Source organism: Methanovulcanius yangii (assembly GCF_018687785.1).
GTDB lineage: Archaea > Halobacteriota > Methanomicrobia > Methanomicrobiales > Methanomicrobiaceae > Methanovulcanius > Methanovulcanius yangii.
The window spans coordinates 292957-309305 of the sequence record NZ_LTBL01000001.1 but is presented as its reverse complement, the minus strand read 5'-3'; the positions used below and the strand labels follow the sequence as shown (position 1 = coordinate 309305).

The following is a 16349-nucleotide window of genomic DNA, read 5'->3' as shown; positions in this document are numbered from 1 at the left end:
GAAAACCCCCTACTGTGCTTTTTTCTGAAGTTCGTATAGCTTTGCAAGTGCTTCCCGGGGCGTCATTGAGTCCGGATCCAGGTTCCGAAGCTCAATGAGCACGGGGTCGGTGGTCTCTTTCACCCCTCCCGGCGCATCGATGAGAAGCATCTGGGTATAGCGGGGCGTTTTCCCCCTTTCAGTTGACATGACCCGTGTCCGTTCGATAGATAGAATGTCCTCGGCCCGTGCAGAGACCGGTTTTGGGACGCCTGCAAGGCGCGCAACGTGGATACCATAACTGCGGTCTGTTGCGCCCGGGATAAGCTTGCGAAGAAAGATCACATCACTGCCGGTTTCCCTCACCGCAAAATGATAATTTTTCGCCCGTTTTAGATCACTCTCAACCTCAACAATCTCATGGAAATGTGTGGCAAAGAGAGTTCTCGGCCCGGATTTCCCCCTGCCATGAAGATACTCGAGAACGGCACGTGCGATGGAATACCCGTCCAGTGTCGAAGTGCCCCGCCCGATTTCGTCAAGGATAACGAGACTCCGGTCAGTCACATTATTGAGGATATTTGCGAGCTCGATCATCTCCACCATGAATGTGGACTGACCACTGGCAAGATCATCAAAGGCGCCCACCCGTGTGAAAATGCGATCCGTGATCCCGATCACTGCCTGATCAGCGGGAACGAAACACCCCATCTGGGCCATGATACAGATGAGAGCCACCTCACGCATATAGGTGGACTTCCCTGCCATATTGGCCCCGGTGATGATGAGAATCTGTGTTCCCCCGGTATCAAGTTCCGCATCATTTGGGACAAAACCCGACTCAAGACTCCGCTCGACTACCGGATGGCGCCCGTCGGAAATAAGAAGGCGCCCCGAGTCCTCGATAATCGGCCGCACATATCCATAGAGTGCGGCAACTTCTGCAAGTGAGGCAAAAACATCGATACGGCCGATATTTCGTGCCGTTTCCTGAAGTGCAGATACATGTTCATTCAGGGCGGTGATGATCTCACTGAAAATTTCTGCCTCCATTGCCGTGAGATGTTCTTCCGCATTTGAGATCTTCGCCTCCATCTCCTGCAGGACAGGAAGCGTATACCTCTCGCCATTGGACATCGTCTGTTTTCGGATGTAGTCCGGAGGAACTAGATGGAGATTTGCCTTCGTCACCTCGATATAATACCCAAATACCTTGTTATATGCAATTTTCAGGGATTTTATCCCGGTTCTCTCCCTTTCTTCCTGCTGGAACCCAGCAATCCAGTCTTTTCCGGAATGGGAAATACTCCGGAGTTCATCGAGGCGGGGGTCATATCCGTCACGGATCACCCCTCCTGTTTTCACCAGTACGGGGGGCTCATCCGTAAGAGCAGAGGCAATGAGCGATACAATCGTGTCATGGGTGCTCATGCCCTCGATGCAGGATGCCAGCGCATCCGGGAGGGGGGTGTCACCGCGTGGAATACAGGCGCCGCGAATTACAGGGATACGCACAAGTGAATCCCGCAGCGTCACCAGATCCCGCGGACCTGCATTCCCATATGATATCCGCCCGGCAATTCGCTCGATATCGGAAAAGCGATGGAGACTTTCTCTCAGGGATGTCCGCTGCATAGGTTCATTGAAGAGATATTCAAGCGCATCCAGCCTCTCCTCAATCCCGGCCTTGTCGATGAGAGGCGCAATGATATCCGAGCGTAACTGTCGGCCTCCCATCGCCGTCCGTGTACGGTCAAGAACAGCGAGAAGCGTTGAATCGCTTCCCTCACGTATTCCCCGGACAAGTTCCAGATTCCGAAGAGTTATGGAATCAAGCACCATTGTGCCGGACGGAACCATCGCCGAGATCGTACGGATATGCGACAGTTCGGATTTCTGTGTTTCCTTCGCATAGGCCAGACAGCCTCCGGCAGCACACACTCCCTCCTCCATCCCTGCGCATCCAAACCCCTCCAGGGACGCAACAGAAAACTGGCTGCAGAGGAGATTTATCGATGCATCGCGGGTGAAATGGTACGGATCATATGACGTGACGACAACCCCGCGCTCTTTGAGTATTCGTGGTATCCAGCCGGGTGAATCCTCGGGAACAACGCACTCAGAGGGCATATGCCTGTCAACAGCAGAAGTGAGATCTGCGGCATCCTCACTCCTGCAGGATGTGATGAAAAATTCACCCGTCGTAATATCAAGAAACGCAAGCCCCAAGCGCTTTCCTTTTTTAGACACAGACAGGCCCATCAGGTAGCTCTGTCCGGCGGTATGCAGCATTGCAGAATCGATAACAGTACCGGGGGTGATCACACGGACAACATCACGTTTTACTACCCCTTTCGCCTTTTTCGGATCCTCTACCTGATCACAGACTGCAACGCGGTATCCCTTCTTGACAAGGCGGGCAATATATGCCTCACCCGCATGAATGGGGACGCCTGCAAGTGGCATTCGCTCACCTTCCATCGTCCTTCCGCGTGAGGTCAGAGTGATATCCAGTTCACGCGCGACAAGTTCCGCATCTTCCCCGAATGTTTCATAAAAATCACCCATCTGGAAGAAGAGAACGCAGCCGGGGTATTGTGCCTTCATGTCGTAAAACTGCCGCATCGCAGGAGTTGGTCCCTTACTCATCTTGCGTCATTGATATGTTCGGTTTGTTGCGTATTGAGTGTTGTTGAATGCCCCCGCTACCCTGAATTTGAAACAGAATGGGTCCCCGCGCAATTGGTATCTTTCCTCATTGAACAATGAGGCAATAGTCGCATCCAATAGACTCACTTTTTACCTTTTACGGCAATTACTAATAACAAATAAGAGTGTGAGCTATTGACGAGGCGATGTCTGATGGCCTTCAGGTCACACAGTACCACAACAATCCAAAGCGTAAAAAACTCAAAAGGAGAGTGCCATGAGCAATGTGCTTATCATAGGTGCCGGAGGGGTGGGCAATGTCGTTGTACATAAATGCGCCCAGGATCCGGAAACATTTGAAGAAATTACGATTGCAAGCAGAACGAGAAAGAAATGCGATACCATCGCAGCTTCAGTGAAGTCACGAACAGGCGTTGATGTCGCAACGGCACAGGTTGACGCCAACGATGATTCAGAAGTAGCTTTTCTAATTCGCGAAACAGAGGCTGACATCGTCATCAATGTCGCCCTTCCGTATCAGGATCTTTCTATTATGGATGCCTGCCTTGCAACCGGTACAGCCTACCTTGACACTGCAAATTATGAGCCTCCGGAGGAGGCAAAATTTGAATATAGCTGGCAATGGGCCTACCGGGAGCAATTCGAACGGGAAGGAATCACGGCAATACTGGGGTGTGGTTTTGATCCGGGGGTTACCAATGCCTATTGCGCATATGCGCGCGACATGCTCTTTGATCGGATTCATACCATCGACATCGTTGACTGTAATGATGGTGATCACGGACTTCCATTTGCCACAAATTTCAATCCGGAGATCAATATCAGAGAAGTCACCAGTAAAGGAAAATACTGGGAAAAGGGGCAGTGGATTGAGACTGAGCCAATGGAAATTGCCCGTTCAATCGATTTTCCAGAAGTTGGCGTACGCACAGCGTATTTGCTTTATCACGAAGAAGAGGAATCCCTTGTCAATAATATCCCGGGACTTGAAAGGATCCGGTTCTGGATGACATTCAGCGACGAATATCTCACTCATCTGAGGGTCCTCCAGAATGTTGGGATGACCGGCATCGAACCGGTGAGCTTTGAAGGACATGAGATTGTCCCCCTCCGGTTCCTCAAAGCAATCCTTCCAGATCCCGGATCCCTCTCGGAAGGGTACAGCGGAAAAACATCAATTGGATGCATCTTCGAAGGAGAAGCGGATGGCGAGATCCGCCGCAGGATGATCTATAATGTCTGTGAACATGCCAAGGCGCATGCGGAAGTCGGCGCACAGGCGGTCTCCTATACCACCGGTGTTCCCGCAGCAACGGGTGCCGCCCTGTATCTCAACGGAATCTGGGAGCGCCCCGGAGTCTGGAATGTTGAGGAGTTTGACACACGCCCATTCCTGGAGGAGGTGGCAAAGCGCGGACTGCCGTGGAAGCTCAGTGATGTGGATGCAACATGCAGGGGGGTATGCCCGTGAGAGGGCGGGGTCATAACACCGAGCCTTCACGCCTCCCGGACTTCAGCCGGGTTGAAACCCCCTGCTATCTTCTCGATTGTGAAGCCCTGCGAAGAAACGCCGACATTATGGGTATGGTCGCCAGGGAAAGCGGGGGAAAGATCCTTCTTGCCCTGAAAGCCTTCGCCGCATGGAAGGTCTTTGACGAGATTGAAGAACAGTATGCAGGCACCTGCTGTGCATCCCTCAACGAGGCACGTCTCGGATATGAAACCTTCAAAGGAGAAGTGCATGCATTCTCCCCGGCTTTCAAGGAAAGCGAAATGGAGGAGTATCTGAAATACTGCAGCCATTTGTCATTCAATTCGCTTTCACAATGGGATCGCCACCGCGACATGATTCTTTCCTCCGGGAGTGAAGTATCATGCGGACTCAGGGTAAATCCGGAGCATAGCGAGGTAACTACAGAAATATATAATCCCTGTAAACCCGGATCACGATTCGGCATACTGTTGAAAGAACTGGAGGGGGCGGATATGACCGGCCTTGAAGGGCTGCATTTTCACAGTCTCTGCGAAAGCGGTGCGGATGCACTTGAAAGAACTCTCGACGCTTTCACCGCCCGTTTCGGCCCCTGGTTAGGTGATATGAAGTGGGTGAACTTTGGCGGCGGCCACCATATCACCCGCGAAGATTATGACACTGACCTTCTTATCCGCCTCGTCCGTGAATTTAGGGAGGAATGGGGAGTCGAGGTGTATCTCGAACCCGGCGAGGCATGTGCACTGAATGCCGGATGGATGGTATCTGAGGTCATCGATATCGTCGAGAACAATGGCATGATTGCGATCATCGATGCCTCGGCAGTCGCACATATGCCCGATATACTTGAGATGCCCTACAGGCCGGAGATTATCGGAGCCGGCTTGCCGGGAGAAAAAAAGTATACATACCGTCTGGGCGGACCCACATGCCTCTCGGGTGACGACATCGGCGAATACTCATTTGATTCCCCCCTGAAACCGGGAGATCACATCGTCTTTACCGATATGGCTCATTATACGATGGTGAAAAACACCATCTTCAACGGTGTCCCTCTCCCTTCCATCGCGACTTGGAACTGCTCCGAGGGAGAACTCATTACCCTGAGAAAATTCGGGTATGAGGATTTCGTGAACCGCCTGAACTGAAACGGATTCATTCCCTTCTTTTTCTCAATTTTTCAGGAGGAGGCTATGCCCAAATCCCTTTACCAGCCCGTCTTCATTTTCTCCCCCTACTGAGATCCACTGAATTCAATATACCATATGATGCTTTCAGAGCCATCCTCCTCGTCCACCTCCATGCACAGATATATCAATCAGCAAAGATGCCGCAAAACGTCCCGCATTTATAGCATCATACGGTTTATTGGTAAATACCACAGGCAATAAATCTACGAACAATCTGAGGAAAATCAGCTCATTTCAGTATCAATCAGAAAAAAAGAGAGTAATTTTGGCTATTTCCCGTTTCCAAGAGGGAAATGTTTGCGGTATACTTCACGACGTTCATCCACATCAGTATGGAGATAAATCTCAGTGGTCTGTATGGAGGAATGTCCGAGGTTCTCCTGGACGACACGGAGATTTTTCGATCGCTTGTATAATTCACTTGCATAGGAATGACGGATTTTATGAGGCGTAATTCCTTCAGGAGCCCATTTTTTAAAGATATGCTGCACAGTCCGCGGGGAAATCGCATGACCCAATTGTCCGACAAAAAGCGGACCGGCAATCCGGCCTGCCGAGAAATTGTCGATTTCCTCCAAAGTATCCTCATCAACAAAAACAACCCGAATTTTACCCCCTTTTCCCCGTACACGGATTGTATTATCTTCGAAATCAATATCTCCAATGTCCATGGAACACAATTCCGAGACACGGACACCAGTGGCATAAATAAGCCTGATTATCAACCTATCCCGCGAATTATCCTCAGGAATCGATTCAATAAGCCTCATCACCTGATTATGCTTGAGATATTTGATCTCCTTCTCTTTGATTCTCGGCCGGTCCACCGCAGCAAGGGGGTTTGCCTCGATCACTCCCTGAGCATAGAGATACCGGTAAAATGAAGAGAGTGACGAAATGATCCGATGCAGCGTTGTGGCCTTGTAATCCCTGATAGAAGTCATAAATCCCAGGAAATCATCAATCTGAATCGCTGTTGCGTCCACTTCCGTATCCATCCTTGCATGGGCAAGGTCCTTCCAGTATATGACGAGTTTCTCCGGACCCTTGTTCCGACGAATCCAAAGATAATAGCCGAATTTCCTGATAACCCGCTCATAACTCGCGATTGTACGGGGCGAATAATTTCTCATTTTCAGGTGATGAGAGAAGCGCGGAAGCCACTCTGAGAAATAATCGCCCTCCATGCTTATTTTTTTCATTGCTCACCGTATAAACCCTTTGCGCAGAATCTCTATTCTGCGCAAAAAAAATCACCACACCACCAGGGGCGATACACATTCAAAAATTCAAAAGTCACGGTACGATTTGTCCGCACCAATACGACCGGACTCCCGAAAAAATCCCACAAATGGCCTGAATGCTTATTCATCCGGACCATTGAATTCCCGGTAAACCGGGCAATTTCAGGATCCCCGGAACCGGTCGGATGCCCGCAGAACCACGAGTAAATAATGCAGGTATCACAGCGGAATTTTCCATTTCCACTTAAAATCTGCTTCTTATCCACCCTAAACCGAGAGAATGAAAGTATACTACCATATGCCATATGCGGCGTGAAACTGAACTACTTCCCGCCTGTCCTAGAGGAAACCTTCCCTTTCAACGATCGATATAGCGGCCTTTCCGCCGCATCTTTTTTGGATAAAGGGTCAGAAGTCCAGACATTCCATGAAAGCCGTTAAAATGAAACTATGGAGGTCTTTTATATAGTCCACGCCCCCCCGAATGCCAGCGGCCGAAGGAGTTCGACGAACCCGCCCCATTTCCCCTCAAAAACCCAAAATATTCCCAACCGTGAGGAAATATTCTACACCACATATAGCAGAAGAGAATTTCACTGCCCCCTTCGAGGCGTACAGCGATGTCCTTCTGACACCCATATGACTCAATTGAATATTTAATGACGAACCATTAGTTAAAATCAGTTCAAAATACCCCTATCTCGAATTGGTCAGCCAAATCGGCCTCCCGGATTCTATCATAGAATAATTGACATACAATACAGCGATTTTTCAATTTTTCAGCATTCCTGTGAAACCTGGCTGCACACATACCCATAGCCCGGCCATTAGCTGCACTTTTGGCCGGTATAACCCCACATTCCGCAATATCAGGGATTTCATTTGATACAGGCACCCCATCACGCGAAAACGGCAGAACAAGTTCCTTGTCCCACCCACCACATACCTGAGATTAATCAAAGGATATAGCCTTATTTCACTTCAATGATGAGCATCGTGGCCCATTTCACCATAAGTCCCCCTTTGGACAATATTCAAATAAACCATATGATGCTATACATAGCAGAGATGTCGGAACCTGGAGATCTGCAATTCTTAATTATTCAAAATAATCCTGAATTACGCCTTTTTTGTGAGTTATTAAGATATTCAAGCGAATAATGAAAAACGGCATCGCCATCGCAGAATTCAGATGTGAATTGCGCAATCATCAATGACTTTCCGGATATCAGAGCAATGAGAGGATCAAACCCTGAAATCCCAATCCCCAGAAGAATTTGTCATGATACCCCGAATCTTCCATGACTTATATCGTCATTGAATGCAGGTCGTTCGCAGGTAAGGGGGGTGAGGATGGATCAGCCACACAACCACCGCTTTGGTTTATCTGAAATTCGATGGCTCAATTCAGAATATGAAATATGACCCCCCAACCGTCTTCGATGGGTCTTCAGCCTCTCTTCTGCCGGGAATAAACTATATGAAGATTCATCCATAGGCAGAATTCAAAGGACAAATTCCAGTAAGGTTGATGAACGTATCCGACTCATATTAACCATAATGGAGGAAAACAGGACGGAAATTTCCAAATCAGATGACGAATTGTCCGGTAATCGCAGTCATGAAGGATATGATGGCTCCGATTCAATACTTCCCTCACCATCCCGGAATGACGCTGATGATTGCCAGGAGCACCCATTCACCATGACACCTGAACAGGAGTACGGGAGAGAAACCACCACACCGCCCCCCACCCCCCCCATGGATGAACCCTCTTCCATCCCTACCTCCGGATCTCCGGAATTTGATGATTCAGAGGGGGCAGATACGGCATTAGAACCTCATTTACCCCCTGATTCATTCCAAGGAGATAGCCCCGACGAAGATGAAGAACTACCCCATATACCGCAGGTGAATATACCTATCTCCTCCACACAGATGATCCTCGGCATCGATCCCACCCAGCCCGTATTGATGCCGGGACGCCCCTCCCTCTCTCCCGAGGATGAAGAAAGGATCAACAAATACCGCAAATTTCAGAAAGTCGACGGAGCGGCCTACCGCCGGGTCAACCAGTTCCTGCGAAAACACACCTACGTCACTGCACGGGAGTGGGCAATCGCCAGGCTTTGTGCAGATTTTAGTACACGAGGAGGTGCTGAAATGACCTTCATCGGGGAAAATCTGCCAGATCTTGTCCCTTTCATGACAGATACCTACTCCCCACAGGCTGTCAATCAGGCACGGTCATCCTTTAAGAAAAAAGTGCGCAAGTCAGGAGCCACCTTCTTTTACGGCGCCCTGTGCGGATTTTTTACTGCCGATGAACTGGACGACATCCTCTTTGAGGCGAGCGAGGTGGCCCGTTTCCTCCTGGAAGTCGAGGGTACTTCCATCGATATCGATGATGAGATCGATATCGAGGATCGCATCACCGAGGTGATGCGGGGGGTTGCCGAAGCAGCATCGAGAATCAGAAGCGAAGATCATGAACCGCCTGAAAACAAAGGCTCCGATACAGAAGAGGACGAAACATGAAAATCATCCATGTTGTCGGTGGTCACAACAGCGGAAAGACCACCTTTATCCACAAACTTCTCCCCGCCCTCAGTAATCTCGGTACCACCGCGGTGATAAAACACCTTCATTCCCACCTCTATTCGCTTGAAGAAGGGAAAGATACCACGACACATTATGAACACGGGGCCGACGTTGTCTCCGGCATCGACCCGGAAAAAGCAGTTGTTGCTATACGTAGCGGGGATCTCCCCGGACAACTTCGCCTGCTCAGCGATATGGGAGTGGAATATGTAATTATCGAGGGGCACAAGACCTATGCATACCCCAAGGTCGTCATTGGCAACCTTGAAATCGACAACGCCGTGCTCCGGAATCCATCCGTGGATGATGTCAGTGCATCAATGGAATTCTTTGCCGACTATTATTCGATGCAGGGGTGCATCCACGAACTGCGGCGCAGGTGTCCCATGTCCGAGGCGGGATGCATTGCCTCCTTCAATGGGATTGTACGGGAATTCACCGACGATACACGCACGGAATTTCTCGATTTTCCCGATGAGTATGCAATTCATAACCTCTGTGCCAATGTACAGGAACATATGGAATCCATTCCGGGAATACTTGGGGCCGCTGTCCGACATCAGACCGGCATCCTCTATCCCGGAGAGGACATAACCTATATTGCAGTCATTGCACGGCATAGGGAAGAAGCGTTTTCAGCCCTTTCCACCGGAATAAACCGAATGAAATCAGAATTGCATGACAAAGGCATGACTATTGACGGGTGATATTATGATTGAGCAAAAGACGAAACGATTATTCGGAACCAACGGTGTCCGTGGAGTCATCGGTGATTCAATGACCCCTCATCTTGCAATGAAGATTGGAATGGCCCTCGCCTCGGAACGGGGACCGGTCATTGCACTGGGCCGGGATACCCGGACCTCGGGACCGGCCCTCTCCAGTGCCGTAAGTGCCGGGGTTCTCGCCTGTGGTGCTGACGTCGTTGATCTCGGCGTGCTTCCCACCCCGGCACTCCAATACATTGTAAAGAATCATTTTGACGCAGGTGCAGTCGTCACCGCATCCCACAATCCGCCGGAATACAACGGTGTAAAAATCATCGAAGGGGACGGGACGGAGATGGATGATACAGGGGTCATCACACTCGAGGAACGCATCTTCAATGAGGACTTTGACATCCAGACCTGGGAGACCGTCGGCAATTACTGGGAGGCTCCTGAGATGCTGCGTGAGTACTGTGTCGCGGTTGCTGAAGCATTCCCCGGCCTTCATGCCGGGAACATAATTGTTGCCGTCGACCCGGGGTCCGGCCCTGCCTGTGCAACCACACCGGACATACTCTCACATCTTGGCTGCAGAGTTCATACCATCAATGGAACCATGGACGGGACTTTCCCGGGAAGGTTGCCCGAACCCTCTCCGGAGGGCCTCAAAGCGCTCTCTCAGTTGGTGGTAGATACCGGCGCTGCATTTGGTGTCGCACACGACGGTGATGCGGACAGGGCCGTCTTTATTGATGAGAAAGGGAATTTCATTGAGGAAAATGAAGAATTCGCTCTAATGCAGCGGTTTATCTGTAAGAACAATCCCGGCGGAACCATTGTCACTCCCGTAAGCACATCATTCCTTGCAGAAAAAATTGCAGCGGAGACAAACTCAAAGGTTGTGTATACCGAGGTGGGGAGTATTTATGTTGCCCGCAGGATGCTCAGTCTTGCCGCAGACGGAGTCAAAGTCACATTCGGTGGCGAAGGTAACGGCGGCATTATCTTCCCATTCCACCAGCATTGTCGTGATGGAGGTATGACGGCGGCGGCGATGGTGGCACTTCTTGCTGCAGAGAACAAACCCCTCTCAGAACTGGTCGCCTCGCTCCCCTCTCATTATATGGTAAAGGAAAAAATCCATACAAAAAATGCAGCAACGATCCTTGATCATGCACGGAAGATATTTTCGAAAGAAATGCTTGACGAAACCGATGGCATCCGTATCAACAGGGAGGACGCGTGGGCGCTGCTGCGTCCCTCGGGGACGGAACCGTTCATGCGTCTCTATGTCGAAGCCGCTGAAGAATCGGACGCACGAAAATTTGCCGACGAGATCCTCTCTGCAATCGATCCTGTCCTCCAGGCTCCCTGATTATGCAGCCTGTGGACCCATACTATTTTTGTGAATACCCTCTCTCCGGCGGAACAATTGTGCTGCGCAACCAAAACCAAATCGACTCCCAGTACAGCAATCCTCACCTGCAGCCGCGGACCGCTGCGATAAACATGCGCACTTTTTCATGATCCTTTTTTCCCGGAGCATATTCAACCCCGGTTGCCACATCCACCATGGAGGGCCGTACCCGGCAAATGGCTTCACAGACATTCTCTGGAGTAAGCCCCCCCGCAAGGATAACCGGGACCCCGGCCTTCCTTACCACCGAACAGGCATAGACAGGATCAAATGGAGTTCCATGGCCTCGACTGCTGTCGATTATGACGGCGTCGGCATCATCCGGGATACTGTCACCGGGTTCCACCACCCGAATGACCTGCACTCCCTCCGGTGAGATCAGGTCACGCGATGATATCTGAACTGCATCCGGGCCAGTCGTCAGGATGGCACGAAGATCGTCTTCAGATGAGGTGTGGCTGACGCAGACCTTTCGTGTCGACGGTTTCAGGACACGAAAAATCCCTGCGGCATCGTCAAGACCGATCTCCCGGAGGGAGTCACTGAAGAGGATCACTCCAATTGCATCCGCCCCTGCTGCTTCGGCTGCAAGCGCGTCTTCCTTGGTTGTTATCCCACATATTTTTATGAGCATTGTTCCTGTTTCCTCATGGACACTCCCCTCATCGACGGCATGGACATTTCCTCCTCCCCCACATTCACGGAACACTCATGTATACTGAACCGATAGAATGGATTTTTGTGCGATACCCCGGCTTTAAACTCGAAGACTGGCGCACCCGGCGAGGCGGAAAGGGGTTCATTTACGGAAGGGAAGAGGCCGCTTCCTCTCCTGACAAATCACCGCTTCAGTCTTTCCCTACCGCCTCGGCAACACATTCCTCCAGAGTCCCGATCCGCGATTTCGCCCCGCACATGTTCGGAACATACGCCAATGCCTTTCCGGAATTCACCATGATGGCATCGAACCGCTCCATCGCCGGAGATACCACCATGCAGGTGTCTGCCCACACACGAGCACCGCTCTTTTCAATGGTTGCCACGGCGTCGCGATTCGCCTCGATCACTCCCCTTGCCGCAAACACAAAGAGAGGTTTTGTAACCTTTTTCCCTTTCAGAAGGGCAGCAATAGCGTCAAGTTCATCCTCTGAACAATGCGGGCATCCGATGGCGACCGCATCCACCGGTGCCACGGTATAGAGTGTCTGAACATCCGATGCCGATATCGTAATCGTTTCAATTGCCGACAGGTCCGCCCCCCGTTCTTTGAGGACGCGGGACTCGGGCGTTATGCCCTCGACGTGGTAGAGCGCCACCGCCCCCGTCGCGGCCATGGCGGCACCAAGTGCCTTGAGCTGATCACGGTTCGGGCGGATACCACGGAAGAGCGGAATACGGTTGCCCACCTCCTTTCCTGCCAGATATCCAAGGGCCCCATACTGGTCGGGGTGGAGATCCTCTGCCCCCTCCACGTTGACAATAACCTGCGGCATCCGGTTTTCCCAGACATGAAGGCCATAATACGGCGTTTTTCCGATGATTGCGGCTGCAAGTGCGGACGGGCCGCCTTCCCTGTTTGTCCGCGCTCCGATGACGGAATTCGCGTAGCTGACCGCCGATGACTCCGACCATGCAAGATGATCCCCATACCGGGTGATATTCAGGTAGTAGGGTGTGCAGGTACATTCCAGTTTGATCCCCAGACGGCGGTATGCATCAATGACTTCGAGCTGTTTTGCGGCGAATTCTTCGTCAATTCCCATCTCGCGCCATCCGTCCCGTGACATCCCAATCGGATTCAGGACCGTCGGGACCGCGACCCTGGCGTCGAGACTGCGAATCCACTCCAGACCCCATTTGCCAATGGTCTTGTAGGAGGCCCCTGCCACCTGTGCACTGGTGATCGGGACCATCTTCTCGGCCCCGAACACCTTGCCGAGTGCGACAAGTATTTCCATCATTTTCCGGCGCGTCTCACCATATTCGCCGGCGAGAATCTTTTCGTCTTCTGCTTCAAGGTACATTTGCTTCAGTCCCAACCTGCACGAATAAATTTCTCTTCTTCGCCCATGACCATTGTGGCATCAATTCCCATCTTGACATTCATCCCGTCTCCTGTACGGCATGGGTCCAGCGAAGAACCGCGGACACCTTCGATGATCATCACATCGCGGTCCGCGCGGACGCGGGTCGCCACTGCATATTCCACGTCTTCCATATCGAAGGGGTCAATGTCCTCATCGATGACCACCACATGCTTGAGAGAGGTGTGGGCCGCAAATGCTGCCATAATTGCATTTTTTGCATCACCCTGGGTGCTCTTCCTGACCTGGATGACAGCATGAAGGTACCCGGCACCGCCCGTCGTAAGGACAACATTCCTCACTCTGGTGACTCCCGCGACTGCACGGAATATTTTTGGTTCATAGGGCATCCCCATCAGGATTTTATGCTCATTGCCACCCGGAAGGATGCCGTGATAGATGGGATCCTTTTTCGTATGCATGCCGGTGAGCGTGATAACCGGTCCCTGGCGAACGGGATCATAGGTGCCGGTTATGTCCACGAACGGCCCTTCATCCGTCGTTTCGCCGCCCATGTACCCCTCAAGCACAATCTCCGCATCCGGAACCCTGATACCGTTTGGACATTCAAAGAGCGGCATTTCACCACCAAGTAGTTCTGCGGCATACCCCATTTCCCTTCCTTCCGGAACACGGGTGCAGGAAGCAAACGTAACCGCAGGATGCGTCCCTATGGTGATCGCCACCGGAAGGGACTCGCCTTCGGAAATGGCCTGCTGGAGAAGATTGTGGGTGTGTCTTCCCTCCACAATCCGTGCCGCAAGATGATTGTCATCGATAACCAGCATCCGATGAATCGAGGCATTCTCCACCCCTCCGTACGCCGAATAGACCACTGCTGATGTCAGGTATCTGCCGGCGTCAAGAGGGTAATGTTTCATCACCGGCAAATCGGTGAGCGTGGGTGCCTGCATGGTGAGACTTCCCCCGTCAGTGGTCGTCCCGGTGTAGTCTTTCTCCGCAAGACGGTGGACGACTTCACGTTCAGGGATGCCAAGGGCAATTGCAAGAGAACTGCGTGACGCGGTTACATTCATGACACCCCTTCCCATGCCGTCGAGATCGTGGAAGAAAACCATGTCATCCGTAGAGCTAGCGATCTTCGGGGCGTCGTATACCGTTGAAACAGGTTCTTTGTAGTCAACGACCTTCCCGGCCTCCCGCATGGCCTCGATGAAATTACGCATTTTCCTCCCCCCATCGTGAGCTGAGATCATGCTCTACACCGAGGTGATCGAGAACCCGGGCAACGACCATATCAACAAGGTCGTCGATGGTCTTCGGTTTGGTATAAAATGCGGGTGAGATCACCATCACGGTGGCCCCGGCTTCGTCTGCTTCAAGCATATTTCTCAGATGAATACGGGAAAGCGGCATCTCGCGCGGCATCAGGAGGCAGGTCCGTCCTTCCTTGAGGCAGACATCCGCAGCCCGTGTGATCAGATTATCCGATACCCCTGCCGTAATGGCCGCAAGCGTCTTCATGCTGCATGGAACGACAACCATACCGTCATAGCGGAATGAACCGCTGGCAAGTGCGGCAAACATGTCCTCATTGTTTGCATAAACGGCATCAAATCCGCTCAGGTCAACACCCTCCAGCTGCGCAATCCTCTCCGCGACATCCGAGATGATAATATGTACCTCCGCTGCGGGGGTCAGTACCTCGAGAAGTCGCCGTGCATACAGTATTCCTGACGCACCGGTGACTGCTACTACGAATCTTTTTTTCATGGTCCCCTCATTCTCCTATGGTATTAGTCTGTACTGCTTAGTGGGTTTTTTGATGGAGAGCACCTCCGAGGCAGCATCCTCCACCGATTTTCTCTGCTCGGGAAGGGTATACACCCCCAGGCGCCACTGACGTTTCCTTGTCTCATTGAGTGTGCGCATGAGGGGAGAGATCTCATCAAGACTGGTCAGGTCGTGGAGATTTTCCACCTGCACACCCATCCTCATATCCGAGGGAAAGGCAGGTATGTCCACCAGAACACTTTCCTCTGCAACACCGGCCCTCTCCGCAATCTCCGCGGCAATGCGTCGTCCATCTGCTGAGGAAATATCCTGTGCATATGAGGCAGGGTTGACCCGATCCTTGCCGACATAGAGTGCTCGTTTATACAGGCGGCGGGACTTCAGCCTCCCGGCCATATCCTTCGCGATTGACGACGGAGATGTCAGGAGCGTGCAGATAAAGGCATCGTCATCCATTCCAAAGAGTAGTTCGGGATCTGTTCCGCTCTCTTCGATATGGCATTTCAGTGCAAAGATTGCCATCGCCTCAGCAATGCGTGATACGTGGTGAAAATATACCGCGGGTCGCATCAGAGTACGGGCAATCAACAGGGATTCTGCAGAATTTATCCCACTTTCCCTCAAATGGAGGCCGGAGTCAATGGTATACGCAGTGCTGTGGATAAGCCGGTCCGGATCAACGGTACCATAGGGGACTCCTGTGTAGTGCGCATCCCGCATGAGATAGTCCATGCGATCGACATCCAGGTCCCCATGAATTATCCCCGCAAGATGGTGCTCGCCATTGACAATTTCACAGATTTCGGCAGGGTCTATACCGACTGAGTCAAGGGCCTCGCTTACGTCGCTCTGTTTTACAATCCTGGAGACATCCTGGTGGCCACGCCCGCAGTACTCCTCCATCAGAAACTCGGTGGCGTGGGAAAACGGACCGTGTCCCACATCATGCAAAAGACCTGCCGCTTTCACCAGAAGCTGGTCGCCCTCATCAAGCTCAAGATGCGCCGCCATTGACCCTGCCAGGTGCATCGTCCCGAGAGAATGTTCATACCGGCTGTGGTTTGCTCCGGGATAGACCAGATGCGAAAATCCAAGCTGCCGGATATATCGTAAACGCTGGACCGGAGGTGCATCAAGAAGGGAGAGGAGCTCTTTTTGTACGCGCACATGCCCGTGCACGGGGTCCTTAATCGTCTTCATTCGCGCCCTT

The 16349-nt window shown here is 51.7% G+C and carries 12 protein-coding genes; 5 read left to right on the top strand and 7 right to left on the bottom strand.

The window, feature by feature from the left end:
• Nucleotides 1-9: 9 nt before the first annotated feature.
• Nucleotides 10-2628, bottom strand: coding sequence for a DNA mismatch repair protein MutS (gene mutS / locus AZH53_RS01515; RefSeq protein WP_319641797.1), 2619 nt, complete (start codon nucleotides 2626-2628; stop codon nucleotides 10-12).
• A 277-nt stretch (nucleotides 2629-2905) separates the two neighbouring features.
• Between mutS and AZH53_RS01510 the strand changes: the two genes are divergently transcribed.
• Together AZH53_RS01510 and nspC are read left to right on the top strand one after the other, a co-directional pair.
• Nucleotides 2906-4120 (top strand): saccharopine dehydrogenase family protein, encoded by a 1215-nt coding sequence (locus AZH53_RS01510; protein ID WP_319641796.1) that lies wholly within the window; start codon nucleotides 2906-2908, stop codon nucleotides 4118-4120.
• Complete coding sequence (nspC, locus tag AZH53_RS01505; protein ID WP_319641795.1) at nucleotides 4111-5289, top strand: carboxynorspermidine decarboxylase; 1179 nt, start codon at nucleotides 4111-4113, stop codon at nucleotides 5287-5289. Before AZH53_RS01510 ends, nspC begins: the two co-directional genes overlap by 10 nt.
• A 311-nt stretch (nucleotides 5290-5600) precedes the next feature.
• Here the strand turns inward: nspC and xerA are convergent, their stop codons facing one another.
• On the bottom strand, nucleotides 5601-6518 hold the full coding sequence (gene xerA / locus AZH53_RS01500) for a site-specific tyrosine recombinase/integron integrase (RefSeq protein ID WP_319641794.1): 918 nt from the start codon (nucleotides 6516-6518) through the stop codon (nucleotides 5601-5603).
• Nucleotides 6519-8549: 2031 nt separating this feature from the next.
• Here xerA and AZH53_RS01495 point away from each other — a divergent pair.
• From AZH53_RS01495 to glmM, 3 genes are read left to right on the top strand one after another with little or no spacing between them, the layout of a single operon-like run.
• Nucleotides 8550-9113: a DUF5806 family protein gene (locus AZH53_RS01495; RefSeq protein WP_319643612.1), complete on the top strand. Its 564-nt coding sequence runs from the start codon at nucleotides 8550-8552 to the stop codon at nucleotides 9111-9113.
• Entirely contained in the window at nucleotides 9110-9883 is a 774-nt protein-coding gene (gene mobB, locus AZH53_RS01490; RefSeq protein ID WP_319641793.1) for a molybdopterin-guanine dinucleotide biosynthesis protein B, read from the top strand. The genes AZH53_RS01495 and mobB overlap by 4 nt, the downstream gene beginning before the upstream one ends.
• A gap of 4 nt (nucleotides 9884-9887) precedes the next feature.
• Nucleotides 9888-11258, top strand: a complete 1371-nt coding sequence (gene glmM, locus AZH53_RS01485; RefSeq protein ID WP_319641792.1) for a phosphoglucosamine mutase — start codon at nucleotides 9888-9890, stop codon at nucleotides 11256-11258.
• Nucleotides 11259-11361: 103 nt separating this feature from the next.
• Here the strand turns inward: glmM and AZH53_RS01480 are convergent, their stop codons facing one another.
• From AZH53_RS01480 to AZH53_RS01460, 5 genes are all read right to left on the bottom strand, one after another.
• On the bottom strand, nucleotides 11362-12009 hold the full coding sequence (locus tag AZH53_RS01480) for a phosphoribosylanthranilate isomerase (RefSeq protein ID WP_319641791.1): 648 nt from the start codon (nucleotides 12007-12009) through the stop codon (nucleotides 11362-11364).
• A gap of 139 nt (nucleotides 12010-12148) precedes the next feature.
• On the bottom strand, nucleotides 12149-13324 hold the full coding sequence (locus tag AZH53_RS01475; protein WP_319641790.1) for an aconitase X catalytic domain-containing protein: 1176 nt from the start codon (nucleotides 13322-13324) through the stop codon (nucleotides 12149-12151).
• A 5-nt stretch (nucleotides 13325-13329) separates the two neighbouring features.
• Nucleotides 13330-14571, bottom strand: a complete 1242-nt coding sequence (locus tag AZH53_RS01470) for a UbiD family decarboxylase (protein WP_319641789.1) — start codon at nucleotides 14569-14571, stop codon at nucleotides 13330-13332.
• A complete protein-coding gene (locus AZH53_RS01465; protein ID WP_319641788.1) occupies nucleotides 14564-15118 on the bottom strand; it encodes a UbiX family flavin prenyltransferase in 555 nt (184 codons plus the stop codon). Before AZH53_RS01465 ends, AZH53_RS01470 begins: the two co-directional genes overlap by 8 nt.
• Before the next feature lie 15 nt (nucleotides 15119-15133).
• Nucleotides 15134-16339, bottom strand: a complete 1206-nt coding sequence (locus tag AZH53_RS01460; RefSeq protein WP_319641787.1) for an HD domain-containing protein — start codon at nucleotides 16337-16339, stop codon at nucleotides 15134-15136.
• Between the last annotated feature and the right edge of the window lie 10 nt (nucleotides 16340-16349).

Bases quoted from the DNA above. Each gene is read 5' to 3' on its own strand.
- AZH53_RS01470 (WP_319641789.1), bottom strand. From the start codon at position 14,571: ATGCGTAATTTCATCGAGGCCATGCGGGAGGCCGGGAAGGTCGTTGAC.
- mobB (WP_319641793.1), top strand. From the start codon at position 9,110: ATGAAAATCATCCATGTTGTCGGTGGTCACAACAGCGGAAAGACCACC.
- AZH53_RS01510 (WP_319641796.1), top strand. From the start codon at position 2,906: ATGAGCAATGTGCTTATCATAGGTGCCGGAGGGGTGGGCAATGTCGTT.
- xerA (WP_319641794.1), bottom strand. From the start codon at position 6,518: ATGGAGGGCGATTATTTCTCAGAGTGGCTTCCGCGCTTCTCTCATCAC.
- AZH53_RS01495 (WP_319643612.1), top strand. From the start codon at position 8,550: ATGCCGGGACGCCCCTCCCTCTCTCCCGAGGATGAAGAAAGGATCAAC.
- AZH53_RS01460 (WP_319641787.1), bottom strand. From the start codon at position 16,339: ATGAAGACGATTAAGGACCCCGTGCACGGGCATGTGCGCGTACAAAAA.
- glmM (WP_319641792.1), top strand. From the start codon at position 9,888: ATGATTGAGCAAAAGACGAAACGATTATTCGGAACCAACGGTGTCCGT.
- nspC (WP_319641795.1), top strand. From the start codon at position 4,111: ATGCCCGTGAGAGGGCGGGGTCATAACACCGAGCCTTCACGCCTCCCG.
- mutS (WP_319641797.1), bottom strand. From the start codon at position 2,628: ATGAGTAAGGGACCAACTCCTGCGATGCGGCAGTTTTACGACATGAAG.
- AZH53_RS01465 (WP_319641788.1), bottom strand. From the start codon at position 15,118: ATGAAAAAAAGATTCGTAGTAGCAGTCACCGGTGCGTCAGGAATACTG.
- AZH53_RS01475 (WP_319641790.1), bottom strand. From the start codon at position 13,324: ATGTACCTTGAAGCAGAAGACGAAAAGATTCTCGCCGGCGAATATGGT.